Below are 24,936 nucleotides of genomic sequence, written 5' to 3' on the forward strand. Positions count from 1 at the left end.
TGGGCGTGAAGGACTACTTGCAGGACAGGTACTGGCTGTCGAACGTCTTCTTCAGCTCGTCCGTCTTCGCCTGCCGGTCGGTGTCATAGGTGTCGACGTTGGCCTTGTCGACGACGAAGGAGCCGGAGTCGATGATCACTCCCGACTCCGTCATCGTGCAGCCGCCCGCGAGCTTCATCAACGCATACGACCCGACGGACGCCTGGCCGACCGGGTTCTGCAGCACGGAGGCGGCGACCGATCCGTCCCGGATGGCGGCGAGGATGGTCTTGTCGTCGTCGATCGCGACGACCTTGATCGGCAGCTTAGCCTGCTTAACGCCCTCGGCGGAGGCGACCGCGGGGTTGTAGGCCGTGTTGACGATGCCCTGGATCTGGTCGCCCTTGGCGGCGAGGAGGTCGGCGACGGCCTTCTGCGCCGTCTGCAGGTCCTTGTCCACGTCGGTCACGGTCTGCAGGAGCTTGACCTTCCCGCCGGTCTCGTCGACCGCCTTCTGCACCCCGGCGATGCGGCGCTGGGTGTTGGAGTCCACCTTGTTGCCGGTCAGGTGTACGAGGTTGCCCTGGCCGCCCATGGCCTGGATCGCGGCCTGCGCCGCCTTGTAGGCGGCCAGCTCGACGTCGGTGGACAGGCAGAACTCCGCCTTGTTGACGCTGCCGGCCGGACAGGACGCCAGCGAGGCGACCCGGAAGCCCTGCTTCTTGAGGTCGTCGAAGGTGGCGTTGATGTTCTCCGGGGAGACGCCGAAGATGCCGAAGGCGTTGTAGCCCTGCGCGGCGAGGGACTTCAGCACGTCGTTCTGCTTGGTCTGGTCCCAGTTGGAGGTCTCGTTGAAGGTGGCGTCGCCGAGGCCCAGATCGGTCTTCACCTTGGCGGCCTCGTCCTTCCACGGCTGGAAGTAGGGGTGTGCCCCACCGGGGACCAGGGCGATTTTGACCTGGGCAGGCGTCCGGGTGGTCGCACCGGCCGTCGCTGTGTCGTCGCTCTTCTTGGTGCAGCCGGCGGTGGCAGCGGCGGTGAGCACCAGAGCGACAGCCAGTCCGCCGAGCCGAGTGAGGGGTAGATTCATGACTGCACCTCTCCGAGGGATGGATCCTATAGGATGTTCCCCGGATGTATAGTCCGCCCCGGCGAGGTCGTCAAGACCTGATACCCCGGGGAAATGTTCCGACTTCGTAGGAAGATTGGGCTGGATGGCACCCCCCAAACCGATCCGACTCAGGCGGTCCACGCTCGGCGACGATGTGTATGACACGCTCAGGGCGCTAATCCTCGAGCACAGCATGCAGCCTGGCGACCGCGTCAACATCGACGCGCTGGCCCGCGAACTCGACGTCTCCCCCACACCCGTCCGCGAAGCGCTGGCCCGCCTCGAGGCCGACGGGCTGGTCCGCAAGCGCCCCCTCGTCGGCTACACCGTCAGCCCCCTGCTCACCCGCGCCGAGTTCACCCACATGTTCGAGTTGCGGCTGCTGCTCGAGTGCGCCGCCGCACGATGGGCCGCCGAGCGAGCCTCCCCCGAGCACCGCGAGGCGATCGCCGCGGAGGCCGCCACATCGATAGCGCCGGAGGGAGACGACCCCGACGGCTGGCGCTGGCATGCGGCCTTCACCACGCACGACGCCCGGTTCCATAACCTCATCGCCGAGGCGTCGGGCAACCCCTTGCTCCGCGACGGCCTCGACCGCTTGCATGTCCATCTCCACCTGCACCGGCGGTACTTCCCCTACGCCCAGGCCGGCACGACAGGCGAGGAGCACCAGCGTGTCGCCGCCGCCATCCAGGCCGGCCGCCCCGACGACGCAGAAGAGGCCATGCGTGAGCATCTGACCAGGGCACGCGAGCGGCAGCTTCCGGCCTTCGACTGATTCCGGACAAGGCACCGCGCAGCTCGAGTCCGAGGGCCTGGCCCGCAAGGAGCAACTGCGCGGCTCCTTCACCACGCCGGTCCTGACACCCCGGCGGATCGCCGAACTCGCCGGCGACGAGCAACTGTTTCAGGCGTTCGTCAGGACCAACTGCCACCTGCATCTGTTCGCCAGCGCTACAGCATGCGGCTCGGCACCGCGATCATCGCGGAACATCAGGCCATCGCAGCAGGCGACGCGGATCCGGCCACGCTCGCGGCCGCCTCTGGCCGGGCATTCGCCACCGTTTGCCGTCGCGCACCGCGGAGCGCCCGCGATGGCGCTGGTGCGCTGCGTTCAGCCGCGGCGTTTCGTGTCGCGCAGGGCTGACGTCTTCATCGCGAGCCGCCACTCTGAGTGTCGCCATGTCACGCCGGGTTTTATCTTGACCTCCGCACACTGGCCCTGCATTCTAGATAAAATTTCCTATAGGTTCCGTGCAGACTGGGAGTCCCCCGTGATCCGCCCCCCCACTCCACGACCGCTTACAAGCCCTCGCGCAGCCAAACAGTCCTCGTCCTCACCGCGCTGTGCCCCGTCAGCCGGACGCGGCACCGGCACCCGGCGTGGCCTGTATCTCGGCACCATCATCGCGATGGTGCTCGGCTTGGCAGCCGTCGCGGTCGGCGCCCCGGGCTACGCTGCCGCCGAGGCGGCGCACCGTATCTACGCGGCCCCGCACGGCACAGGCACTGCGTGCACCGCCGACAAGCCCTGCTCGATCCAGCAGGCGCAACTCTCCGCGCGGACCGCTGCGGCCGGCATGGACTCTGACATCCACGTGCTGCTGGCCGGAGGTACCTACTACCTCGCCGAACCGCTCACCTTCACCTCGGCCGACTCCGGCCGTAACGGGTTCCGGATCGTGTGGCAGCCCGCAGGTCCGCAGCGGCCCATCCTCTCCGGCGGCATCCCGCTGAGCGGCTGGGCGCCGGCCGCGGACGCCCCCAACCGCTGGAGCGTCGACGTCCCCGATGGGATCAGCACCCGCGGGCTCTATGCCAACGACGTCCGAGTGCCACGCTCGCGGGGCACCAACCCCGTGACGCTGACCCGCACGACGCCGACCTCGAACTTCGCCAGCGGCGGCTACACCGCAGCCAACTCCTCGCTCGCGTCGTGGCGGAACCCCGACCAGATCGAGTTCGTCTACGACAACCACCAGGCCTGGGGCCAGAGCCGCTGCCTGGTCGGCAGCATCGTGGGCACCGCGGTGACGATGTCGCAGCCCTGCTGGCAGAACACCCAGCGCCGCTCCTCGCCGATCGGCCAGGGCAACGACAACCCGTCCGGCGGCTTCCCAAGCTTGGCGGCGAACTCCCAGCCCACCTGGATCGAGAACGCCTTCGAGCTCATGAAGGCGGGCGACTGGTACTACGACAAGTCCCTTCACAAGGTCTACTACTGGCCCAAGAGCGGTGAGGACCCCGCGTCCATGACCTTCGTGCTCGCCGTCAACGAGCACGTCGTCCACAGCGAGGCGAGTTGGACCGATCCACTTGCCAACGTGACGTTCACGGGCATCGAGTACGCGCACACCACCTGGTACCAGCCGAGCACCAACGTCGGTTTCTCCCAGATCCAGGCGAGCAACACCGTCACGCTGCCGAACGGCTACAACTTCCAGGGCCTGTGCCAGTACGTGACCAACCCGCCTGTCTTCCCGCCGGCCGGCGAACTGCCCGGCCAGTGCCCCACCGAGAACTACACACCGCCGACCGCGGCGGTGCAGCTGAGCGGCACGAAGAACGTCCAGTTCCTCAACAGCAGGTTCCGCCACATCGGCAACGCCGGCTTGTGGCTCTACCACGGCGCCAACGGCGACCTCGTCGAGGGCAACGAGTTCACTGACATCTCCAGCAACGGCCTCGTGCTCGGTGCGATGGACGACCCGCTGCCGCTCGACGACGACCCGGACGAGATCGCGATCAACAACTCGATCCGCAACAACTACCTGCACAACGTGGCCGAGGAGTTCTCCGGCGGCGTGGGCATCTCGGTGTACTACACGAGAGGCACCGTCGTGGAGCACAACCAGCTGATGGACATGCCGTACACCGGCGTGAGCTTCGGCTGGGGCGGCCACCACATCGATATCAACCACCTGACCGCGGACCCCAGCATCAACCAGGACAACGCGATCCGCAACAACGTCTTCATCAACACGATGCGTGACCGCAGCGATGGTGGGCCGATGTACACCCAGGGCCACCAGTCGAACAACACCTGGGAACACGCGCTGCAGGTCACCGGAAACGTCGCGTTCAGCAACCCCGGCCCGCGGTACTTCTTCTACCACGACGAGGGCAGCAGCTACATCCTGCTCGACGGCAACGCCGAGTACGGCAACGGCGGCGGCTTCAACGGCGGCTGCACCACACCCGGCCCGGTTCGGGTCACGAACAACTACCGGGTGGGCGCGATCAACAGCAACATCTGCAGCTTCAACGGCCCGGCGGCGAACTTCACGAGCCAGGGCAACGTCCAGATCTCCGGCAACCCGAGCCCCGGCGTCATCCCGAACTCGCTGCTTTCCAACGCCGGCCTGCAGCCGGCCTACCAGCACCAGCTGTACCAGCAGCCGCCGCGGATCTACATCGTGAGCGACCCCGACTCCGCGGCCGGCACGCTGATCTCCGGGTCCGGCTTCAGCCCGGACTCCCAGGTGGCCATCGGCGGCTATCCCGCGAAGCTCGTGCAGTACGTCTCGCCCAACTACCTCATCGCACACTTCGCCCCTGGCAAGACCAAGGGTGACCTCACCGTCACCAACGCGGCAGGCGTCGGGACCAAGTCTGGCCTGGTCGGCGGTAACAACGTCGCCCTCGGCAAGCCGGCGTCCCAGATCTCCACGCTGACCGGCTTCGGCGACCTGAGCGCGGGCAAGGGCGTGGACGGCAACACCAGCGGCGACTACACGCAGCAGGCGATGGCTCACACCAACTCCGCTGCCAACGCCTGGTGGCGAGTCGACCTGGGCCAGGTGTACAACCTCGACAAGATCCAGGTGTGGAACCGGACGGGCGCCCAGGCAGAGGTGGACCGCGACAAGGACTACTGGGTACTGGTGTCCAGCACCCCGTTCACCGACGACAAGCCGGCTGCGGCATGGGCGGCGACGCCCGGGGTCTGGTCGTTCCATGACACCGGCACCATGGGCCGACCCACCACCATCGACGGGCCGATGACCGGCCGCTACATCCAGGTGCAGCTCAGCGGGACCAACTACCTGGTCGTGGCCGAGCTGATGGCCTTCATGGCCGAGACGGCACCGCCCCCGCCGGTCATCACGTCGCCGGCCGACACCTCGGCGGGCGACGGCGCGGTCACGGTCACAGGCTCCGCCGAACGGTGGTCGACCATCGCCGTCAGGGACGGCAGCACAACGGTCTGCACCACCGAGGCCGACCTCACCGGCAGCTGGTCGTGCACACCCGAGTCGAGTCTCGCGGCCGGCTCGCACAGCCTGACCGCGACCGCGACCAACGCCAACAAGCAGACCTCCGAACCCTCCACGCCGGTCTCGTACCTGGTGCTGAACGGCACCGGCTTCACAACCGGCGGCGGCTGGTTGACCGAGCCAAACCTCGGTACGAAGAGCGACTTCGGGTTCACCGCGAAGTACCTGAAGAACGGCAACATCCAGGGCAACAGCCAGTACACCTACCGGAAGACCCTGACCGCCGACCAGGTCGCCAACCCTGCGGGTGGCTACCTGCCCGCAGGTGACTACGACTGGACCATCAAGAGTAACGCGATGACCGCGTTGGGACAGTCCTGCACGAGCACCAAACCGAAGGTGTGCACCGCCACCTTCACCGGGAAGAGCACGATCACTGCCGTCAACCGGGCAACCGGAATCGCGTACAGCCTAGGCGGCAACAACCAGTTCCAGGTGGACGTCACCGACAACGGCGAGCCCGGCTCGGGCAACGCGACCACCAACCCGGACACCTACGCGATCCGGGTCTGGGACGCCAGCGGCACGTACTACCAGCTCGGCACGCCGACTGCGCAGCTGCCGCTGAACGGAGGCAACATACAGGTTCGACCGTAACCGCAACGAGGAGCGGCCCGAGACCCAGCGGTCTCGGGCCGCTTTCTTTCCGGCACTGCATGTTCTCCAGATGCGGGTGGTCGACGCACCTGCACTGAAGCACGAAGGACGCTACCGATCGACGCCGACAAAACGGGGTCAGCCGCACAGTGCCCATAGATGCACGTTGTCATCAGCGCTGTCGTCAAAGCCAAACAAGAACCCCCCAGAGCATGCCGCAGATCCGAACTAGCTCAGGAGATGGCCTGGTCTGCGGAGATGTTCAGTATTGCGGATCGTTGGACAGGTCCGGCGGGTGAATGTCCGGCTGGTATCGGGGATGCTTCCGCCCTGTCGGTCAGGCCGGAGACATCGACGGAATCCAGCGGGATCGGCGAGAACATCGGCGGCTCCTCCTCCGGCGTCAGCGCCGTGGGGCCATAGATCCAATCGGTGAAGGAGTAGTCGTAGGTGTCGCGGGCCCGCAGGAGCGCGTTGCGCTGGAGGCGGGCGACGCCGTCCAGGTGCCACAGCTCTCCCCAGGCGCGGGCCGTGGCCAGGACGCGTCGGCAGTGCTCGGGGCGGACGGCTTCGTAGGCCGCGAGGGCGCCCGGCCAGTCGATCGAGCCGTCCTTGGCACAGCGCGCGGCGACGTGCTTGGCGAGCACCCAGCCGTCCTCGATGGCCATGATCGCGCCCTGCGCCATGTACTGCAGCGGCGGGTGGGCGGCGTCGCCGAGCAGCGCGATGTTGCCGTCGACCCACGTCATGATGGAGTCGCGGTCGAACATCCGCCACCACCGGTCGCGCCACATCAGCGGGATGCCGGCCTGGACGTCCGGGCAGGTCGCGGCGAAGGCGCTGTCGAGCTCGTCGGGTGTGCCCCAGTCCTCCTCGCCCGCGAGGGCCTTGGGGGACTGGAAGACCGCGACCTGGTTGAGCATCTCGCCGCCGCGCAGCCCGTAGTGGACGAAGTGGCAGCGCGGGCCGACGTGGACCGAGACCTCCGTGAGGTCGACGTCCCGGCCGACCTGTTCGATGGGTATGGCGGCGCGGTAAGCGACGTAGGAGGAGCTGACCGGCTCGTCGTCGGCCAGGAGTCGGCGTGCGACCGAGTGCAGGCCGTCCGCGGCGATGACGATCCGGGCCTCGTCGGCGCGGCCGTCCTCCAGCAGTACCCGGGCGCCGGACTCGGTGTTCTCATAGCCGCAGGCACGCGCGTCGGTGACCAGGTCGACTCCCGCGCGCCGGCAGGCACGCAGGAACATGCCGTGCAGGTCGCTGCGGTGGATGACCATGTAAGGGAAGCCGTACTCGCGCTCCAGGTCGACCAGGTCCAGGCGGGTCAGCTCGCTGCCGTCGACGGCGTCGCGCATCACCATGCTCATCGGCAGCACGCCGAGGCTCTTGGCCTCGTCGAGCAGGCCGTAGTCGTGCAGGATCCGGGTGCAGTTGGGTGCGATCTGGAGGCCGGCGCCGACCTCGCCGAACTCGCGGGCCTGCTCCAGCACGCGCACCCGCAGGCCCTCGCGGGCCAGAGCGAATGCCGCGCTCAGGCCGCCGACGCCGCCCCCGACGATCAGGACATCGACGGGGTTCGCGGACGTAGGTGTGGTCACGTTGCTCTCCTCGGTGCCGTGAACGCTCACAACCACGCCGGCAGTGTCGGAGCGGGGGAGCCGTCGGTCGCGGTCAGGGCGTGCGGACGGCCGGCGAGGTACGCCGCGACCTCCGCGAGCGGGCCGGTGACCGCGGTGGCGTCGTCTTCACCGGACGGTTCCCAGCAGTCACCGGTGTCGGCGGCGGTGAGGACGACCGCGGGCCCGGGAGCGTTGCCGCGCTTGCCCGCGATGTCGTCGGCCAAAGCGGCCAGGAAGCCGGTGGGAAGGTCGGCGAAGGCGACACCGGCGGCCAGGTCGACGGCGTGCACGCAGACCTCGCGCGAACGCAGCCACGGGATCTCGGTCGCGGGGACCGTGCGGCCCTGGGCGGTGACCACCTCGGCGTCCCACTGTTCGGAGCTCAGGGCGGCGGTGCCGGCGGCGAGCCGGTCCGCGGACTCGTGCAGCCAGGCGGCCAGTTCGGCGGCCGGCTTCTCGGAGCCGGCCGCGATGTCGGCGTTGCGCTGTTCGATCGAGGAGTACATCGGGGTCTCCTCGCCGGTCGCGGCCCAGCGCACCAGGTTGCTCAGCGCGTCGGCGTTCGCCGCCACGTGCGCCACCAGGTGCTTGCGGGTCCAGCCGGGGAGCCCGGAGGGGGCGAGGTACTGCTCCTCGCCCCACCCGGCGACGGCGCCGAAGAACAGTCTGGTGCCCGCCGCGCTCCAGCTCAGCGCGTCCTCGAAGGTGCGGCGCATCAGGCTGCGCCCTCCTCGGCCACGGTGTTCTCGAGCCGGCCGATGCCCTGGATCTCGGTGACGACGCGCTCGCCGCCGGTCAGGTAGCGCTTGGGGTCGCGAGCGTGGCCGACACCGCCGGGGGTGCCGGTGGCGATGATGTCGCCGGGGTTGAGGCGCACCACCGTCGAGATGTACTCCACCAGCGTGACCGGGTCGAAGAGCAGATCGCCGGTGTTGTCGTGCTGCATGACCTCGCCGTCGACGCTGAGCTTGACCTCGAGCTCAGGGCGTACGCCGCCGGGCAGCTCGTCCGGGGTGACGACGTACGGGCCGGCCGGGGTGGAGGAGTCCCACATCTTGCCCTGCAGCCACTCGCGGGTGCGGAACTGCCAGTCCCGGCAGGTGATGTCGTTGAGGACGGTGAACCCGGCGATCGCGGCCTCGGCCTCCACACCCCTGGCCCGGCGGACCGGCGCGCCGATCACCACGGCGAGCTCGACCTCCCAGTCGAACTCGGTGGTCTCCTCAGGGCGGGCGATCTCGTCGGTGGCGCCGATGAGGCAGTCGGCGAACTTCGCGAACAAGGTGGGATACTGCGGAAGTTCGCGGCCCATCTCCTGGATGTGGTTCTTGTAGTTGAGTCCCACGCAGACGACCTTCGAGGGGCGCGGGACGACCGGCGCGAAGTCCGCGCCCTCGACGGGGTAGGTCCTGGCGGCGTTCGCGTCGACGGCCGCGGCCTTCTCGGCCCAGCCGTCCTGGGAGAGGAGTTCGCCGAGGTCGGTGGCGCCGAGGTCGACCAGCCGGTCACCGTCGAGTCGCACGGCCCGGGTCGAGCCGTTGACGCGGAGGGTGGCGAGCTTCATCGGGTGGTCCCTTCGATACGGGTGTCGTGCCGGGTGCGGTCGAGCTGGAGGGCCTCGAAGTGACCTCGGCCCGGCGCGTTGATCGCACGGAGCTGCACCGGGGACTCTGGCGTGGTCACAGGGGTGCTCATATGGCTAATGTTGCTACTGTCGCATTCTGCAGAACGGCTAATTCTGTTCTGCAGAATCGGAAGGTAATGGACAAGCCATCGAGGCCGATCTCGCCCGCTCCGTCTGAAGGGGCACCAGACGAAACCGGCGGACGGCCGGGATCCTCGGCCGCAAAGGCATGGTTCGCGAGCATCGCGCCCCCTCTAACCGACGGACGGGAACGGTCAGTGGACGTCGACCGCGAGCGGGACTTCCAGCCGGGCGCGAAGCTCCTCGACGGAAGTGTCGAACGACTCGAGCACGCGGACGCCATCGGGGGTGATCTCGAATACGGCGTGGTCGGTGTAAACACGACTGACGCAGCCGACACCCGTGAGGGGGTAGGTGCAGGTGGGCACGAGTTTCGGGCTACCGTTCCTCGCGAAGAGCGTCATCATCACATAGACCCGCTTGGCGCCGATCGCCAGATCCATCGCGCCGCCGACGGCGGGGATCGAGCCGGGCGCGCCGGTGTCCCAGTTGGCGAGGTCACCGCTCGCCGAGACCTGGAAGGCACCCATGACGCACACGTCGAGGTGGCCGCCACGCATCATGGCGAAGGAGTCCGCGTGGTGGAAATACGCGGCTCCAGGCAGCTCGGTGACGGGCACCTTGCCGGCATTGGTGAGTTCAGGGTCGACCTCGTCGCCGACAGCCGCGGGGCCCATGCCCAGCATGCCGTTCTCGGTGTGGAGGACGACGCCGATCTCGGCCGGAAGGTGGTCGGCGACCTTGGTGGGCTGGCCGATGCCGAGGTTGACGAAACTGCCCGGCTCGATGTCCTGCGCGACCCGGGCCGCGAGCTGGTCGGGATTGAGTGGCATCAGCGGGCTCCCTGCACGGTGTAGTGACGCGGCTCGACCTGGACCACGCGGTCGACGTAGATGCTCGGGGTGACGACGACCTCCGGGTCGATTTGCCCCGCGTCCACGATCGACGAGACCTGGACGATGGTCGTCGTGGCGGCCGTGGCCATCACCGGGCCGAAGTTCCGGGCGGTCCTGCGGTAGACGAGGTTGCCCATCGTGTCGGCGGTGCGAGCGGAGATCAGGGCGACATCACCCTTGATCGGGTACTCGAGGACGTAGTCGCGTCCGTCGATCGTGCGGGTCTCCTTGCCCTCGGCAAGCGGCGTGCCGACGCCCGTCGGGCAGTAGAACGCCCCGATGCCCGCCCCGGCCGCCCGCATCCGCTCCGCGAGGTTGCCCTGCGGGACGACCTCGAGCTCGATCTCCCCGCGGCGGTAGAGGTCGTCGAAGACGTAGGAGTCGACCTGCCGGGGGAAGGAGCACATGACCCTCCGCACCTGGCCGGCCTTCAGCAGGGCGGCCAGGCCTACGTCGCCGTTGCCGGCGTTGTTGGACACGATGGTGAGGTCGCCCGCGCCGTGCCGGATCAAGGCATCTATCAGGTCGAACGGCATGCCGGCGAATCCGAAGCCACCCACCAGAACGGTGTCGCCATCCTTGACGACGCTCACCGCCTCCTCCGGCGATGCGAAGATCTGCGCTTTGCTCACGCTGGTCCTCCAGTGACGTTCTCGAGGACCACGGCGAGCGCCTGACCCACGCCGATACAGATCGCGGCGACGCCGTACCGCTCGCCCTTCGCGACCAGAACCTTGGCGAGGGTGCCGAGGATCCGGGCGCCCGAGGCGCCGAGCGGATGGCCGATCGCGATCGCGCCACCCTTGACATTGACGATCTCGGGGTCGATGTTCCAGGCGTCCACGCACGCGAGCGACTGGACGGCGAAGGCCTCGTTGAGCTCGACGGCACCCACCTGATCCCAGCCGATGCCGGCCCGTTCCAGCGCCCTGTCGGCAGCCTCGACCGGAGCGAACCCGAAGTCCTGCGGCTCCAGCGCGAACGCACCACGCCCCAAGATCCGGGCAACCGGGTCAAGCCCGATCTGCGCGGCAGCGGCCTCCGAACCGAGTAGCAACGCCGCCGACCCGTCGTTGAGTGGCGATGCGTTGCCGGCGGTGATCGTGCCGTCGGGCCGGAAGCTCGGCTTGAGGCCGGCGAGCTTCTCAGGCGTGGAGTCGGCGCGGATGCCTTCGTCGCGGGTCAGGTCGACGCCGTCGACCGGAACCACCAGGTCGTCGTAGAAGCCCTCGTCCCATGCCGCCGCCGCGAGCCGGTGCGACCGCGCGGCGAACTCGTCCTGCCGCTCCCTCGAGATCGAGAACCGCTCCCGCAGCTGCTCGTTGCACTCCCCCAATGACACCGTCCACTCCGACGGCATCCGCGAGTTGACCAGGCGCCAGCCGAGCGTCGTCGAAACGGCGGTTGTGTCGCCGGCGGGAAATGCCCGGTCCGGCTTCGGCAGCACCCACGGCGCCCGGGTCATCGACTCCACGCCGCCGACAAGCACGACATCGGCGTCACCGGTGTCGATCGTGCGGGACCCGATGATCGCAGCATCGAGTGACGAGCCGCACAGCCGGTTGACCGTGGTCGCAGGCACCGACACCGCCACTCCGGCGAGCAGCCCGGCCATCCGTCCGACGTTGCGGTTGTCCTCGCCGGCCTGGTTCGCGCAACCCCACACGATCTCGCCGATCTCGGCCGGGTCCAGCGCCGGCGCCTTCGTGAGCACACCGGTGATCGCGGTCGCCGCGAGGTCGTCGGAACGGACGCCGGCAAGCGCTCCGTTGAACCGGCCGAAGGGAGTGCGGGCCGCTGTGTAGATGAATGCCATGCTCGCCTACCTGTTCTCCACCGCGGTGCGCTTCGTGAACGGCAGCACGAGCCGGGACTGGTGGGCGGCGTCGCGATAGATCTTGTGGGTGACGGGGCGACCCACCGGCAGGTGGAATGCGTCCGGCGGCAGCAGCGAGTTGTGCGCGTCGGCCAGCGGTTCGTCGTTGGACAGTTCCACCACCAGACGGTGGCCGGGGTTGAACGTCGCCGCGAACGGGCAGAGCCGCAGGACGTACTCCTCGATCTTCCCGGGCTCCACCGGCACGGCGCGGGTGTGCGGGTGGTACGGGTTGCCCTCGGTCGTCCGGTCGTCCAACTCGCGGTGCGACGCCTTGAGGAAGCCTGTGGTGATCAGCTGGCGGCTTCCGTTCGGGGCGACGTCCCACAGCCGCATGATGAAATTCGTGTCATCCTGGTCGATCTCGGCGAACAGGTGCGCCGCACCGGTGCCGATGAGCTCCGTGGGCTCCTCGAACGGCTCGGTGCTCCAGCTGACGGTCTCCACCTTGTCGGTCACCGTCAGCGGTGCCTGGTAGAAGCCGTCCGGGGCGGCGTGCTCCGCGCCCATCAGCTCAGGCTCCCAGGAGAGCTTGTGGCGCGGGCGCAGGTACAGCGGCTTGTACTCGATCTCCTTCGGCGGCCACTGCTCTGCGGTGACCACCTCACGCGAGCCCTCTACGGAGACGCTCACGGCCGGCTCGTCCATGATGCCGTTGTCGATGCCCTTGAGCCAGTACTCGTACCAGCGGAACATCTTGTCGTGCTCCTCGATCCAGGGGCGCGACTGCATCGGCGGGTAGGAGCCGATGTCCAGCTTCTTGGGACCCTTCAGCACGTTGAACAGCTCGATGTGGCCGTCCACGGTCCAGCCGCGTCCCTGGTCGATCTGCAGATGGACCGGGATGTCGATGTTCTCGGCCAGCGCGATGGGGTTGCGCTCCTCGTACCACTCCCCGTCGAGGTTGTTCATCACGATGTCGAACCAGAACTCGCGGTTCTTCGGGTACTTCAGCACGTGCACGAGGTTCGGCCACGCGGCCACGTCCGGGTCCTGGAGCCGCTCGTCGACGAGTTTCTTGAGCTCCTCCGGGGAGTAGAGCTCCTGCATGCGGGACTTGACGTTGGTGTGCGCGATGCCGGAGTCGCCACCGCGTCCCTCGCGGGCGGCCCGCGGCATGAACCACATGATGCCGCCGTGGTAGGTGGTCTCGTAGAAGTCGAAATGGCCGCCGCTGACGAAGATCGCCTTCAGGTGTGGCGGCCGCTCGGCCGCGGCGAGCACCTGCATCGACCCGAAGTAGGAGATGCCGATCATGCCGACGTTTCCGTCACACCACGGCTGCCCGGCGACCCATTCGATGAGGTCGTACAGGTCCTGCCCCTGGGGAACGCCACCGGAGTTGTAGTTGCCGATCATCACGCCGCCGGAATCACCGGTGCCACGCATGTCACCGATGACGTGGACGTAGTCCTCCTTGACGACGCGCGCGATGTCACCGGCCTCGATGCAGCCGTCCCACATCGGGCTGGGGCGACGCTGCGGCGGCGTGGTGAGGGCGAGGGCCTGCAGCTCCTTGCCATAGGCGCTCATCGCGATCAGGGCCGGCCGCGGCTTGTCTTCCGTGCCGTGGTAGGCGTCCACGGCGAGGGTGACGCCGTCGCGCATCGGCACCTGCAGGTCCTTGCGGACGGCAATCGTCTGCTCGCCCGCTTGGATCGTCTGGAAGTCAGCCATGAGTGCGAAGTTCCTTGTCCTCTGTCACGAGTTCTGGGTGAAGTGCGTGCGATAGCCGTGCATCGACGTGAAGAACGGCGACGGCTCGAGCGTGGGGTCGCCGGTGTATCCGAGCCTGTCGGCGACAGGGGCGAACGGGGAGTACGGCGAGTCCGTCTCCCGCAGGCCGTCCTGAAGGCAGCGGCAGGCCGCTTCGCCGACACCGGTCTCGATGTCCAGGCTCCCCTGGATCGCCTCCCCAACCTGGTCGGCGTCGAGTTCGACGCCATACGGCATGCCGTCTGCGCGGCGGTACGGGTGCCCGAGGTACAGGTGCTGCGGACGGATCTCGTCGCGCAGGTACCGCAGGCTGGCGCGGTACGCGACCGGATCCACGTAGCCGGGGAAGCCGTTGGCGGCCCCGTGGACCTGGACGGCGTCGCCGACGAACACCGAGCGCCGGCCGTCGATCACATAGGCCACCGATCCGGGCGTGTGGCCTGGGATCGAGTGGACGGAGACGGTGACGTCGCCACCGAGCGAGAGGGTCTCGCCGCCCTTGAGCAGCATGGTCGGCTCCATCTCGCCGGAGATGACCGCGTTGGCCGCGGCCGTCACCTTCGCCGCGCCTTCGGGGGCGTTCAGGTACTGCGCCCGACCGTGGAGGTACTCATCCACGTGCGCCCGGCGCGAGCGCAGCATCGGGGCGTCGGCCTCGTGGATGACCACCTGCGCGCGCCGGCCGGTGAGTTCCCACAGGGCGTAGGCACCGCCGACGTGGTCGATGTGACCGTGAGTCAGCAGGATCCAGCGTACGTCCTCGATGCGGCGCCCGATGGCATCGAGTGCGGGGACCATGCCCTCGGTGGGCGAGGAGGCGATCCCGGTGTCGACGATGGCCGGCTGGGGGGCGTCGATGAAGAAGCTGTACAGACCGAACCGACCCCACGGCGAGACCAAGGGATGAACGTTCACGTCCGTCATGACTCGCTCCTCAGGAAGGCGGCTGTCTCCTCGAAGACCCGGTGGTACGCCGGGATCCAGGAGAAGTGCTGCACGAATCCGTGGCCGGCGCCCACGTAGCGACTCACCGTGACGTCGACTCCGGCCTCCTTGAGGCGCCGGCCGTAGAGTTCGCCCTCATCACGCAGCGGGTCGTACTCCGCGGTCACGATCAGCGCGGGCGGCAGCCCGGTGAGGTCGGCCCGCTTGATCGGCGAGACCAGCGGATCGGCGGGGTCGGCGCCGCTGTCGAGGTAGAAGGCGTTGAACGGCTTCAGCCCCGCCGTCTCCAGGCCGTAGCCGACGGCGTTCTCGCGAAGCGAGGCGTAGCGGTCGACGTCGAAGTCGAGATCGAGCGAGGGGTAGAAGAGGACCTGGTGCGTGACGCGATCGAATCCCTCGTCGTGGGCCATCGCGGCGACGGCCGCGACGAAGGTGCCGCCCGAGCTGTCACCGGCGATGGCGAGAGTGGCGCCGTCCCATGCGAGGCGCTCGCCGTTCTCGGCGGCCCATCGCACCACCGCGTAGCAGTCGTGGAGGCCGGCCGGAAAGGCGGCTTCGGGCGCCCGGCGGTAGCCGACGGAGACGACCTTGAGCCCGGTCTCCTTCGCCAGCGACCGCGCGACGTGGTCGTGGGTGTCCAGGCCGCCGAGGAAGAAGGCGCCGCCGTGGAAGTAGACCAGCAGGCCGTACGCCTCGGCGTCGACCGGCGTGTAGATCCGCACGGGGACCTCGCCCGCCGGAGTCCGCGCCGTGGTGTCCTCGACCGAATGGAGCGGCAGGCGCTCCTCCATGGGAGGAACCTGCGCCTCCTCGGCCGCGCGCATGACGACCGGGTCGAGCGGACCGTCAGGCGGGGCCGGCAGGCCGGCGAGGACCTGGGCGATGTCGGGGTGCAGTGGCATGGCGTCAGGCCTTCGACTTCTGGGACGCGGGCTTCTGGCCCGGGAAGACGTCGTTGATCTCGTCATCGGTCCAGCCCTGGCGCGAGATCCGCTGCAGCTCGTCGGTCACCGGCTTGCGGGTGGCCTGGTAGCGCGCCAGCGCCTCCTTGACGGAGTCGGCCTCCTTGAGGGCGTCGGCGAGGGCGCCGGCGTCCAGGATCGCCGAGTTCGCGCCCTGGCCCTGGTGGTGCAGCATCGAGTGGGCCGCGTCGCCCACGAGGACGACGGAGGCCGAATGCCACGTATCGACCGGGTTGATGTCGTAGACCGCGCGGCAGTTGACGGCGTCCATGTCGAGGCCGCGGGTGATGTTCACGATCCGCTCGTCGAAACCCTCGACGGTCTTCAGTAGGTCGTCCTTGGTGACCTGCGGCGCCCAGATGCCGTCCTGGCACAGGGCGGTGATGTCGAACGAGACCTGGTTGCGGTGTCGCAGCGGCAGGAAGTAGACCTTCGTGCCCCGGCCGATGTACATCCGGAGGTTGTCGTCGACGGCCATCCCGTGGGCGTCGTCGTTGGAGATCACCGCGCGGTAGGCGTGTTCGCCGGAGAACACCGGCTGGTTGTCGCTGAACAGCTGCTCGCGCACGACCGACTTGATGCCGTCGGCACCGATCACCAGGTCGGCGGTGACCGACTCGCCGTTGGCGAAGGTCAGCGTCGCCTTGTCACCCTCGTCCGTGACTCTCTCCAGCTTGTGACCGAGGTGCACCATGCCCTCGGGGAGCACGCCCAGCAGAGCCTCGATGAAGTCCCCGCGGTGGATCAGGTGGGTCTTCTCGCCGAAGGTGTCGATCTCCGGCCACGCCTCCTTCATGATCGGGTCGGCGGTGGCGGTGAGGATCTCGAAGTAGTCGCTCGGCGAGCTCACCTTCGCGATCGCGTCGAAGATGCCCCACTGGCGGAACCGGTCCATGGTGGACGGCCGCAGGCCGATGCCGGCGCCGACCTCGCGGATCTGGCTCGCCTGCTCGTAGACGTTGACGGTGGCGCCGAGGAGGCTCAGGGCCTTGGCCGCAGCCGCGCCGCCGTACCCCGCGCCGACGACGGCGATGTTCAGGTTCTTCAGGTCTGAGGGCTGCATGGTTCTGGTCCTTGTCAGTTCTTGATCGAAAGGAAGTCGGCGGGGTTGTCGACGAAGATGGTCTTGATCGCGGCCTCGTCGAGACCGGCGGCGCGGAGGTCCGGGATGAGGTCCGTGAAGATGTAGTTGACGGTGTGGCCCTTCACGCCCGGCCAGCCCAGCGGGCTGCAGTTGGCGTCGGCCGAGGCGAGCACCTTGCCCAGGTGCCCCTGACCGATGAACCGGAGGAAGTGGTCCAGCCGCTCCTTGCGCGGACGGGCCCAGAAAGGCGGGTCCTCGAGCTCGGTCTCGTAGCCGAAGGTGTCGAACCCGACCCGGCCGCCCTGCTCCGCGATCCAGGTGTCGCGTGTCTTGTCGGCGTTCACACCATCGTCGACGTGCCCGAACAGGACGCGGTCGAGCGGGAGACCCTCCGCGTCGAAGATGGCGATCGCGTTCTCGGCGTCGATCGCGAGGTGGGTCAGAATGGGCACGCCGGTGGCCAGGGCGGCGCGGGCGGCAGCGCGGTAGATGCGCTTGTCCAGGTCCGTCATGCGGCCACCACGGCTCACGCCGACCTTGATGATGCCGGCGCGACTGCCGGTGCCGCCGATGCCGACGGTGATCTCGTGGACGAAGTGCTCGGCCAGGTATTCCACGCTCGCCCGGGCGAAGAACGGCAGCGCGGTGTCGCCGCCGACAAAGCCGGTGCTCGCCACGATGTGCACGCCGGTCTTCGCGGACAGCGACTTGTAATAGTCGACGTCTCGGCCGTTGCAGATGCCGGTCGCGTCGACGAACGTGCCGCCGCCGTACTCATGGAACCGGCGCAGCTTCGGGACGGTCTCCTCGTACCGCTGCTCGGGGCTCTTCCACCACTTCGTGTCCAGCTCGGAGCCCGGCATGCCGTACCCGATGTGCTCGTGGACGGCCACGAGGCCCAGTTCTTCGGCCGGGATCGGCCCCAGGACGGTGTTCACTCTCGACACGGCACTCACCTTTTAGGGAAAAACTTGATGGTCTTGGGCTGTCGCGCGCTCAGCGCACCGACAGCAGGTCGCGCGGGTTGTCCACGAGGATCCGCTGGACGTCCTCGCCGCTGAGGCCCTGTGCCCTGAGGAGAGGGACGAACGCGGTCAGGACGTAGCTGTAGCGCACGTCGTTGGCCGGGTGGCCCTTGGCGACGCCGGTCGCGTTGCTCGAGAGCAGGATCCGGTTGCCGTGGCCGGCCTCGATCAGCTCGGCGACCAGGGCGGCGCGCTCGGTGTCGGTGACGTGGGCGTCGTCCTCGGTGCCCACGTGGTCGAGGGCGACGTAGGCGCCGCGGGTCGCGACCTCGAGCGGCGCGCCGGCCGCGAAGGCGTCCTTGCGGTCGAGCCCGCCGACAACGACGCGGTCGGCCGGCAGCTTCTCGTCCAGGACGATCTCGAGGTCGCGTACGGCGTCGTTCCCGTAGCGGATGGACACCGGGACACCGGTGGCCAAGGCGGCGCGGGCCGCGCCGCGGAACAGGCTCTCGTCGGTCGCGGTCATGCCCGCGAGGGTCGCGGCGGTGGCCACGAGGCCCGCGGCACCCCGCCGCTCGACACGGGGGACCACCATGCCCTCGGTGACCTCCTTGGCGAAGAGATCAGCGAACTTCTCGGCCGGCCATGGCGTCGGGGGGTTGGTCTGCGGCGTCAGGAAGTAGCCGCCGAGCATCTCCTCGGGGCCCTGGCCCGCCGACGCGACGATGTGCACGCCAGTCGTGCGCGAGAGGGCCTCGTACAGCCTCACATCGCGCCCGTGGAACATGCCGGTGCTGTCGACGATCGTCCCGCCGCCGTGCCTGCGGAAGTCCTTCAGCTTCTCGGCCAGGGTCTCGAAGATCTCGGCACGGTCGATGGTGACGTCGAACGCGTACTCCGCTCCCGGAACCACCGACAGCAGAGCCTCGTGAACCGAGACGACCCCCATCTCCTGCGCGGGAACGGGGCCGAGGACGGTGTTGACGGTGTCGTCGGTGGTCTTCTCGGCAGTCTGGGCACCCATCGCTGCCCCTCCTTTCGGTCTCGGCGAGTGACCGCGGTCACGCCGCGGCGTGAATCGTGTTACGTAGATTTAACAGCATGTCAACCAATTATCCAATAGGTAAATTATACAATCTACCTGTACAGAACAGGTCCAGGTCCCCACCCCGGGAAGCGGGGACCTCGACTCGGTCCGGCGACTCAGGTCACTCGGCGGGGACGAGTTCGTCGTCGCTGAGAGGCTCCTCGGCGTCGGCGCGCTTCGAGCCGAAGAGTCCGAACAGCGTCAGAGCCGCGGCGGCGGCGGCACAGAGGCCGGCGACCAGGAATGCGAGGCTGTAGGCGCTGCCGAGCGACTCGAGCGCGAGCACGTGGAGGCTCTCCGGCATCGGCACCGGCGGCATGTCCGGACCGGCGCCGGGCACGACCGGCATCGAGTTGATCGCCATGGCGCCACTCCCATGTGCGATACCCCCGGCGATGTCGGTGTACGGCGGCTCGAGCCCGGACTCACCGATCGCCCTGCCGAAACCAGCGCTCAGGTCACTGTTCGCCCCGCTGACCGCGAACGCGGCGATGAGCACCGGACCGAGAGCGAAGCCGAAGTCGCGGAGCAGGTTGGTGGTGGCACTGGCCATGCCGGCGAGCCGCAGCGGAACGGTGTTGATCGCGACGGCCGTGATCGAGCCGACGGTGAGCGCGAAGCCGACACCGAGGGCCAGCATCGGACCGATGAACTGCGTCCAGTTCATGTCGTGGACGTCGAACGTCGAACACCAGATGCCGCTGACGGCGATGAGGGCGAAACCGACGGTGAGCACCCAACGAGGCGAGAAGTTCCGGATCAGGTGGGAGACGGCCGCCATCAGCACGAAGGCCGGACCCTGGATGAACAGGAACAGCACGCCGATCTTCAGAGCGCTCTGGTGCTGGATCGCGCCGAGCCAGATGCTCATCGAGTAGCAGGTCGCGAGGAACGCGAACATGCCGACCACAGTGGCGATCGCGACGATCGCGTAGGAACGGTTGGCGAAGATGTTGAGGTGCAGCAGCGGGACGTCGGTCCGCAACTCGATGACGACGAAAGCGCCGAGGAGCACGAGGCCCGCGACGAAGGCGCCGATGATCTCGGGGCGGGCGAAGCCGGCTTCGGAGCCCTGCGTGGCGGCGAAGAGGATGGCGATCAGACCGAGGGCCAGCGCGACTTGGCCAGGGATGTCCAGCTTGCGCCCCTCCGGCGCCGAGGAGTCGGCAGCAAACTGGGTGATGATGATCGAGACGACCGCCGCCGCGATCACCACGAGGTACGACGTTCGCCAGTTGCCCCCTGCGGCCAGCCACCCACCCATCAGCGGGGAGATCGCCGCACCGATCGAGAGGAAGCCGGCCCAGACGGCGATGGCCTTGGAACGGGCCTCCTGCGACGGGCTGACCGCGGCCAGCATGGCGAGCGAGATCGGATAGAGGATCGCGGCTCCGAGACCCGCGACGACCTGCCCGATCCACAGGATCTGGACCGTCTCGGCGACGTGGCTGACGAGCGAGCCGGCAACGGTCAGCAGAGCACCCACCTGCAGCAGCCGTTTGCGACCGAACAGGTCACCGATCACGCCGGTGGTCAGCTCGAAGACGACCATGGGGATGGCGAAGGCGGCCGTGATCCAGGTCAGTTCGGCACCGGTGGTCTGGAACTCCTGCTGGAGGGTGCCGTTGAGCGCGCCGGGCAGCGAGTACGCCACTTGCGCGAGGAGTACGGCGAAGCAGCCGGCGACCACCGTGACGGTGTAGCCCTGCTTGCGCGCAGCGGTCTGCGTCATTGCGATTTCTTCCTTGTCGATGGGGCCGGACGATCGGTTCCGGCCGCTCGGGATCGGCCACCCGAGGTGAGCGCGACCACCTGTTGGATGTGCAAGGTGTCACATAACTTGACATCGCATCAAGTGTCTGAGCAACACGTATTCAGAACGATCAGCAAGGGCGGAACGCAGCCGTCGTGCTCTATGCTGGCGGGCATGGCGACGCTTCGTACGGCACAGAAGGAGATGACGCGAAAGCTCCTGCTCGACGCCGGCCTGGAGCTGTTCGGGTCGAAGAGCTATGCGTCGACGACGGTCGACGACATCGCGTCGGCGGCGGGCACCACGCGGGTGACCTTCTATGCGTACTTCCCCTCCAAGGTCGATCTGATGAAGGCCCTCGTCTCGGAGCGGCTCAACGCCGCGCTCGGCCGGCTCCCCTCTGCCGAGCACGGGTCGACCGAGCGTGAGTTGGTCGCCGTGGTCGAGGACGGCTCGCGAGAGCGGATCCGCGCGTGGCTCGCGTCGACCTCGGAAGAACGATGGGATGCGATTCGCCCCTACACCACGACCGCCTTCGAGGCCGCGGCCGTAGACCCCGAGATCCGCACGCTCCTCGACGAGTGGCTGAACGAGGCCATCGGCGACATCAAGGAGGGGCTCGACCGTGCCGACCGGTTCCCGGCCGGCACCCGCTACTTTCGCAGCGTCATCGCCATCACCGAGCTCGACCACGTCGCGCGCCACTGGAAACCGGGGACCTGGGGTGTCGGGCGCGACGAGATGCTGGACGTCCTCACAGAGAGCTGGGTCGGCTCGATCGGGAGCCACTGAGCGCCGACCGCGCGGACCCCGCCGCGGATCCCGGGTGGCCTGCGACAGAGATCTCCCGCAAGGATGCACCCGGGGTTGCCTGGTCGGCAGAAGGGGCCGTGGGAGGGGTGGCGGAAACTTTGCGGGTGGTGAGGGGTCCGTGGTCGCGGGGGCGGGAAGCCTAGCCAGGGATCGCCGATCACCTGGGGGGCGGTCCCCCGGCTCGTAGGCGCGGGGAGATGAGGCCGTTGCCCTCCGGCAAGGACGAACGGTCACGCGGGGGGCGCCGCGGGTTCACGGAGAACCCCGACGGCAGCTACGCCACCACCGCGCGCGGCCTGGAGGTCCTCGAAAACCCGCTGCTGAACAAGGGCACGGCCTTCACCAGGGAGGAACGGGCGGACCTCGGCCTGGACGGGCTGATCCCCCCGGCGGTCGAGACCATCGACCGGCAGGCGCGCCGGGTCTACGCGCAGTACCTGGCGCAGCCGACCGACCTGCGCAAGAACGTCTACCTGAACGCGCTCCAGGACCGCGACCAGGTGCTGTTCTACCGGCTCCTGACCGACCACCTGCGCGAGATGCTCCCGATCGTGTACGACCCGACGATCGCGCAGGCGATCAGGAGCTACAACCAGGAGTATCGCAGGCCGCGCGGCGTCTACCTGTCCGTCGACGACCCGGAGGGCATCGAGCGGGCCTTCCGCGACCTCGGCATGGGCCCCGGCGACGTGGACCTGATCGTCGCCTCCGACGCCGAGCAGATCCTGGGCATCGGCGACTGGGGGGTGGGCGGCGCCGCCGGCATCGCCGCGGGCAAGCTGGCCGTCTACACCGCCGCCGCCGGAGTGGACCCCGCCCGGGTCATCCCGGTCGCGCTGGACGTGGGCACCGACAACGAGGAACTGCTCAACGACCCCTTCTACGTCGGCAACCGGCACTCACGGGCACGGGGGCGGCGCTACGACGACTTCATCGACGCCTACGTCACGGCGGCCACCCGCCTGTTCCCCGGCGCGCTGCTGCACTGGGAGGACTTCGGCCCCTCCAACGCCCGGCGCATCCTTTCGAGGTACACCGGCCGCATCCCCACCTTCAACGACGACATGCAGGGCACGGGCGCGATCGTGCTCGCGGCGACGCTGGCCGCCGTCCGCGTCACGGGCACGCCGCCGCGCGACCAGCGGATCGTGATCTTCGGAGCAGGTACGGCGGGCATCGGGATCGCCGACCAGCTGCGCGACGCGATGGTCCGCGACGGCCTGGACCGCGAGACGGCCACGCGCCGCGTCTGGGCGGTCGACAAGCAGGGCCTGCTGACCGACGACCTGCGGGACCTGCGCGACTTCCAGGTGCCGTACGCCCGCCCGGCGCCTGAGGTCGCGGACTGGGACAGGGACGGGAACGGCATCGGGCTCGAAGAGGTCGTCGAGCGGGTCAGGCCGACCATGCTGATCGGCACCTCCACCGCGCACGGGGCCTTCACCGAGAAGATCGTGCGCGCGATGGCCGCCGGCGTCGACAGGCCGATCATCTTCCCGCTCTCCAACCCGACCGAGCGGATCGAGGCGATGCCGGCCGACCTGATCCGGTGGACGGACGGCCGCGCGCTGGTCGCCACGGGCATCCCGGTCGACCCCATCACCTACAACGGCGTCACCTACGTCATCGGCCAGGCCAACAACGCCCTGCTGTACCCGGGGCTCGGGCTGGGCGCGATCGTGTCGCGGGCCCGGCGGGTCGGTGACGGCATGCTGCGGGCCGCCGCCGACGCGGTGGCCGGGATGGTGGACGTCTCCATCCCGGGCGCCTCGCTGCTGCCGCAGGTGGACAACCTCAGGGAGGTCTCGGCCACGGTCGCGGTCGCGGTGGCCCGGCAGGCGGCCGAGGAGGGCCTGGCCCGCGCCGAGCGGGGCGACCCCGTCCAGCGGGTCCAGGACGCGATGTGGCAGCCGGTGTACCGGCCGGTCCGGGGAGCCTGACCGTGGCCCCGGCGCACCGAGAGCACGATGCCGCCCCACCGGTCCGGGGAGCCTGACCGTGGCCCCGGAGCACGACGCCGCCCCGCCGATCCTGGATCTGCCGATCGGGCTGGACGCCTCCGGCACGCGCGTCGAGAGCGACTCCCTCGGCGAGATCGAGGTGCCGGCCGACCACTACTGGGGCGCGCAGACCCAGCGGTCGCTGATCCACTTCGACATCGGCGACGACCGGATGCCGAAGGCCGTCTACCACGCCTACGGCTACGTCAAGAAGGCCGCCGCGATCGTCAACGGGCGGAGAGGCCTCCTGCCCGGGTGGAAGGCCGACCTGATCGGCCGGGTCGCCGACGAGGTCGTCGACGGCCGGCTGGACGGCGAGTTCCCCCTGTACGTCTGGCAGACCGGCTCGGGCACGCAGACGAACATGAACGTCAACGAGGTGATCTCCAACCGGGCGATCCAGCTGGTCGGCGGCCGGCTCGGAAGCAAGGACCCGATCCATCCGAACGACCACGTGAACATGAGCCAGTCGTCCAACGACACGTTCATCACGGCCATGCACATCGCCACGGTGCGGGCCCTCGACAGCCGCCTGACGCCCGCCCTGGCCCGGCTGCGGGAGGCCGCCTCGGCGAAGAGCCGCGAGTGGGAGCACGTGGTCAAGATCGGCCGCACCCACCTGCAGGACGCCACCCCGCTGACCGTCGGCCAGGAGTGGTCGGGCTACGCCGCCCAGCTCCAGGACGCCGGCGAGCACCTCGGCCAGACGCTGCCCGGCCTGTACCGGCTGGCGGTCGGCGGCACGGCGGTCGGCACCGGGCTGAACGCGCCGCCGGGGTTCGGGGACGAGGTCGCTTCGCTGATCGCCGAGCTCACCGGCCACCCCTTCACCGGTGCCCCGAACAGGTTCGCCGCCCAGGCCTCCTGCGACGCGATGGTCCGCGTCTCCGCGGCGCTGCGCGCGCTCGCGGTGTCGCTGTTCAAGTTCGCCAACGACATGCGCTGGCTCGGGTCCGGGCCGCGCGCGGGCCTGCACGAGCTGATCCTGCCGGCCAACGAGCCGGGCTCCTCGATCATGCCGGGCAAGGTCAACCCGACACAGGCGGAGGCGATGCTGATGGTCGCCATCCAGGTGATCGCCGACGACGGCGCGGTGTCGATGGCCGGGGCGGAGGGCAACTTCGAGCTCAACGCCTTCCGGCCGATCATCATCGCCAACGTGCTGCACTCGGCGCGGATCCTGGCGGACGCGATGGACCACTTCCGCGCCTACCTCGTGGAGGGCACCCGGCTCGACACCGCGAAGTTGAAGGAGTACGTCGAGCGGTCCCTGATGATGGTCACCGCGCTCAGCCCGGTGATCGGGTACGACAGGGCCGCCCGCATCGCCCACCGCGCGCTCGAAGAGAATCTCACGCTCAGGGAGGCCGCCCTGAGGTCCGGCGTCGGCCCGGCGCTCTACGACAAGGTCGTCGACCCCGAACGCCTCACCCGGCCCGGCGTCGCCACCCCCGGCGACACCGCGCGGCCCTGAGGCGGGCCCGTTTCCGCCGGTCGGCGAGGCGCGGCCGTGCCAACGGCGCGTCAACGGGTTATTAGCCAGATTCGACC

At 68.8% G+C, this 24,936-nt stretch carries 20 protein-coding genes; 5 read left to right on the top strand and 15 right to left on the bottom strand.

What is annotated here, in order from left to right; all coding sequences use genetic code 11:
* Positions 1–13: 13 nt before the first annotated feature.
* The gene (locus tag OG589_RS23915) at positions 14–1,069 is read right to left on the bottom strand and encodes a sugar ABC transporter substrate-binding protein (protein WP_405139674.1); all 1,056 of its coding nucleotides are present in this window, start codon (positions 1,067–1,069) and stop codon (positions 14–16) included.
* Between the two features lie 124 nt (positions 1,070–1,193).
* Between OG589_RS23915 and OG589_RS23920 the strand changes: the two genes are divergently transcribed.
* Positions 1,194–1,868 (top strand): GntR family transcriptional regulator, encoded by a 675-nt coding sequence (locus OG589_RS23920; protein WP_405139676.1) that lies wholly within the window; start codon positions 1,194–1,196, stop codon positions 1,866–1,868.
* A gap of 634 nt (positions 1,869–2,502) precedes the next feature.
* Positions 2,503–5,964 carry a right-handed parallel beta-helix repeat-containing protein gene (locus tag OG589_RS23925; RefSeq protein ID WP_405139678.1) on the top strand — a complete coding sequence of 1,154 codons (3,462 nt, stop codon included), beginning with the start codon at positions 2,503–2,505 and terminating at the stop codon, positions 5,962–5,964.
* 233 nt (positions 5,965–6,197) lie between these two features.
* Here the strand turns inward: OG589_RS23925 and OG589_RS23930 are convergent, their stop codons facing one another.
* The 14 genes from OG589_RS23930 to OG589_RS23995 all read right to left on the bottom strand — a co-directional run bounded on the left by OG589_RS23930 (position 6,198) and on the right by OG589_RS23995 (position 20,551).
* Positions 6,198–7,598: an FAD-dependent oxidoreductase gene (locus OG589_RS23930; RefSeq protein WP_405139680.1), complete on the bottom strand. Its 1,401-nt coding sequence runs from the start codon at positions 7,596–7,598 to the stop codon at positions 6,198–6,200.
* Complete coding sequence (locus OG589_RS23935) at positions 7,589–8,299, bottom strand: maleylpyruvate isomerase family mycothiol-dependent enzyme (RefSeq protein WP_405139682.1); 711 nt, start codon at positions 8,297–8,299, stop codon at positions 7,589–7,591. The genes OG589_RS23930 and OG589_RS23935 overlap by 10 nt, the downstream gene beginning before the upstream one ends.
* Positions 8,299–9,147, bottom strand: a complete 849-nt coding sequence (locus OG589_RS23940) for a fumarylacetoacetate hydrolase family protein (protein ID WP_405139684.1) — start codon at positions 9,145–9,147, stop codon at positions 8,299–8,301. Before OG589_RS23940 ends, OG589_RS23935 begins: the two co-directional genes overlap by 1 nt.
* Positions 9,144–9,278: a hypothetical protein gene (locus OG589_RS23945; protein WP_405139686.1), complete on the bottom strand. Its 135-nt coding sequence runs from the start codon at positions 9,276–9,278 to the stop codon at positions 9,144–9,146. Before OG589_RS23945 ends, OG589_RS23940 begins: the two co-directional genes overlap by 4 nt.
* Positions 9,279–9,482: 204 nt before the next feature.
* Positions 9,483–10,121 (bottom strand): 3-oxoacid CoA-transferase subunit B, encoded by a 639-nt coding sequence (locus OG589_RS23950; protein WP_405139688.1) that lies wholly within the window; start codon positions 10,119–10,121, stop codon positions 9,483–9,485.
* Positions 10,121–10,816 (bottom strand): 3-oxoacid CoA-transferase subunit A, encoded by a 696-nt coding sequence (locus tag OG589_RS23955; RefSeq protein ID WP_405139689.1) that lies wholly within the window; start codon positions 10,814–10,816, stop codon positions 10,121–10,123. The genes OG589_RS23950 and OG589_RS23955 overlap by 1 nt, the downstream gene beginning before the upstream one ends.
* Positions 10,813–12,000 (bottom strand): thiolase family protein, encoded by a 1,188-nt coding sequence (locus tag OG589_RS23960; protein WP_405139691.1) that lies wholly within the window; start codon positions 11,998–12,000, stop codon positions 10,813–10,815. The genes OG589_RS23955 and OG589_RS23960 overlap by 4 nt, the downstream gene beginning before the upstream one ends.
* Before the next feature lie 6 nt (positions 12,001–12,006).
* The gene (locus OG589_RS23965; RefSeq protein ID WP_405139693.1) at positions 12,007–13,737 is read right to left on the bottom strand and encodes a CocE/NonD family hydrolase; all 1,731 of its coding nucleotides are present in this window, start codon (positions 13,735–13,737) and stop codon (positions 12,007–12,009) included.
* A gap of 24 nt (positions 13,738–13,761) precedes the next feature.
* Entirely contained in the window at positions 13,762–14,700 is a 939-nt protein-coding gene (locus OG589_RS23970) for an MBL fold metallo-hydrolase (RefSeq protein ID WP_405139695.1), read from the bottom strand.
* The gene (locus OG589_RS23975) at positions 14,697–15,623 is read right to left on the bottom strand and encodes an alpha/beta hydrolase (protein ID WP_405139697.1); all 927 of its coding nucleotides are present in this window, start codon (positions 15,621–15,623) and stop codon (positions 14,697–14,699) included. The genes OG589_RS23970 and OG589_RS23975 overlap by 4 nt, the downstream gene beginning before the upstream one ends.
* A 4-nt stretch (positions 15,624–15,627) precedes the next feature.
* Complete coding sequence (locus OG589_RS23980; protein WP_405139698.1) at positions 15,628–16,746, bottom strand: FAD-dependent monooxygenase; 1,119 nt, start codon at positions 16,744–16,746, stop codon at positions 15,628–15,630.
* Between the two features lie 14 nt (positions 16,747–16,760).
* Positions 16,761–17,714, bottom strand: coding sequence for a phosphotriesterase (locus OG589_RS23985; protein ID WP_405139700.1), 954 nt, complete (start codon positions 17,712–17,714; stop codon positions 16,761–16,763).
* A 49-nt stretch (positions 17,715–17,763) separates the two neighbouring features.
* Positions 17,764–18,756 (bottom strand): phosphotriesterase, encoded by a 993-nt coding sequence (locus tag OG589_RS23990; protein WP_405139702.1) that lies wholly within the window; start codon positions 18,754–18,756, stop codon positions 17,764–17,766.
* A 184-nt stretch (positions 18,757–18,940) separates the two neighbouring features.
* A complete protein-coding gene (locus OG589_RS23995) occupies positions 18,941–20,551 on the bottom strand; it encodes an MFS transporter (protein ID WP_405139704.1) in 1,611 nt (536 codons plus the stop codon).
* Between the two features lie 195 nt (positions 20,552–20,746).
* Between OG589_RS23995 and OG589_RS24000 the strand changes: the two genes are divergently transcribed.
* The 3 genes from OG589_RS24000 to OG589_RS24010 all read left to right on the top strand — a co-directional run bounded on the left by OG589_RS24000 (position 20,747) and on the right by OG589_RS24010 (position 24,859).
* Complete coding sequence (locus OG589_RS24000) at positions 20,747–21,364, top strand: TetR/AcrR family transcriptional regulator (protein ID WP_405139706.1); 618 nt, start codon at positions 20,747–20,749, stop codon at positions 21,362–21,364.
* Between the two features lie 218 nt (positions 21,365–21,582).
* Positions 21,583–23,325, top strand: a complete 1,743-nt coding sequence (locus OG589_RS24005; protein ID WP_405139708.1) for an NAD-dependent malic enzyme — start codon at positions 21,583–21,585, stop codon at positions 23,323–23,325.
* A 58-nt stretch (positions 23,326–23,383) separates the two neighbouring features.
* Positions 23,384–24,859, top strand: coding sequence for a class II fumarate hydratase (locus tag OG589_RS24010; RefSeq protein WP_405139710.1), 1,476 nt, complete (start codon positions 23,384–23,386; stop codon positions 24,857–24,859).
* Positions 24,860–24,936: the final 77 nt, after the last annotated feature.

Origin of the sequence: Sphaerisporangium sp. NBC_01403 (assembly GCF_045040145.1) — a bacterium.
GTDB classification, from domain to species: Bacteria; Actinomycetota; Actinomycetes; order Streptosporangiales; family Streptosporangiaceae; genus Sphaerisporangium; species Sphaerisporangium viridialbum.

Coding starts and splice junctions, on each gene's coding strand:
- OG589_RS23915 (WP_405139674.1), bottom strand. CDS start 1,069: ATGAATCTACCCCTCACTCGGCTCGGCGGACTGGCTGTCGCTCTGGTG.
- OG589_RS23920 (WP_405139676.1), top strand. CDS start 1,194: ATGGCACCCCCCAAACCGATCCGACTCAGGCGGTCCACGCTCGGCGAC.
- OG589_RS23925 (WP_405139678.1), top strand. CDS start 2,503: ATGGTGCTCGGCTTGGCAGCCGTCGCGGTCGGCGCCCCGGGCTACGCT.
- OG589_RS23935 (WP_405139682.1), bottom strand. CDS start 8,299: ATGCGCCGCACCTTCGAGGACGCGCTGAGCTGGAGCGCGGCGGGCACC.
- OG589_RS23940 (WP_405139684.1), bottom strand. CDS start 9,147: ATGAAGCTCGCCACCCTCCGCGTCAACGGCTCGACCCGGGCCGTGCGA.
- OG589_RS23945 (WP_405139686.1), bottom strand. CDS start 9,278: ATGAGCACCCCTGTGACCACGCCAGAGTCCCCGGTGCAGCTCCGTGCG.
- OG589_RS23950 (WP_405139688.1), bottom strand. CDS start 10,121: ATGCCACTCAATCCCGACCAGCTCGCGGCCCGGGTCGCGCAGGACATC.
- OG589_RS23960 (WP_405139691.1), bottom strand. CDS start 12,000: ATGGCATTCATCTACACAGCGGCCCGCACTCCCTTCGGCCGGTTCAAC.
- OG589_RS23965 (WP_405139693.1), bottom strand. CDS start 13,737: ATGGCTGACTTCCAGACGATCCAAGCGGGCGAGCAGACGATTGCCGTC.
- OG589_RS23970 (WP_405139695.1), bottom strand. CDS start 14,700: ATGACGGACGTGAACGTTCATCCCTTGGTCTCGCCGTGGGGTCGGTTC.
- OG589_RS23975 (WP_405139697.1), bottom strand. CDS start 15,623: ATGCCACTGCACCCCGACATCGCCCAGGTCCTCGCCGGCCTGCCGGCC.
- OG589_RS23980 (WP_405139698.1), bottom strand. CDS start 16,746: ATGCAGCCCTCAGACCTGAAGAACCTGAACATCGCCGTCGTCGGCGCG.
- OG589_RS23990 (WP_405139702.1), bottom strand. CDS start 18,756: ATGGGTGCCCAGACTGCCGAGAAGACCACCGACGACACCGTCAACACC.
- OG589_RS23995 (WP_405139704.1), bottom strand. CDS start 20,551: ATGACGCAGACCGCTGCGCGCAAGCAGGGCTACACCGTCACGGTGGTC.
- OG589_RS24000 (WP_405139706.1), top strand. CDS start 20,747: ATGGCGACGCTTCGTACGGCACAGAAGGAGATGACGCGAAAGCTCCTG.
- OG589_RS24005 (WP_405139708.1), top strand. CDS start 21,583: ATGAGGCCGTTGCCCTCCGGCAAGGACGAACGGTCACGCGGGGGGCGC.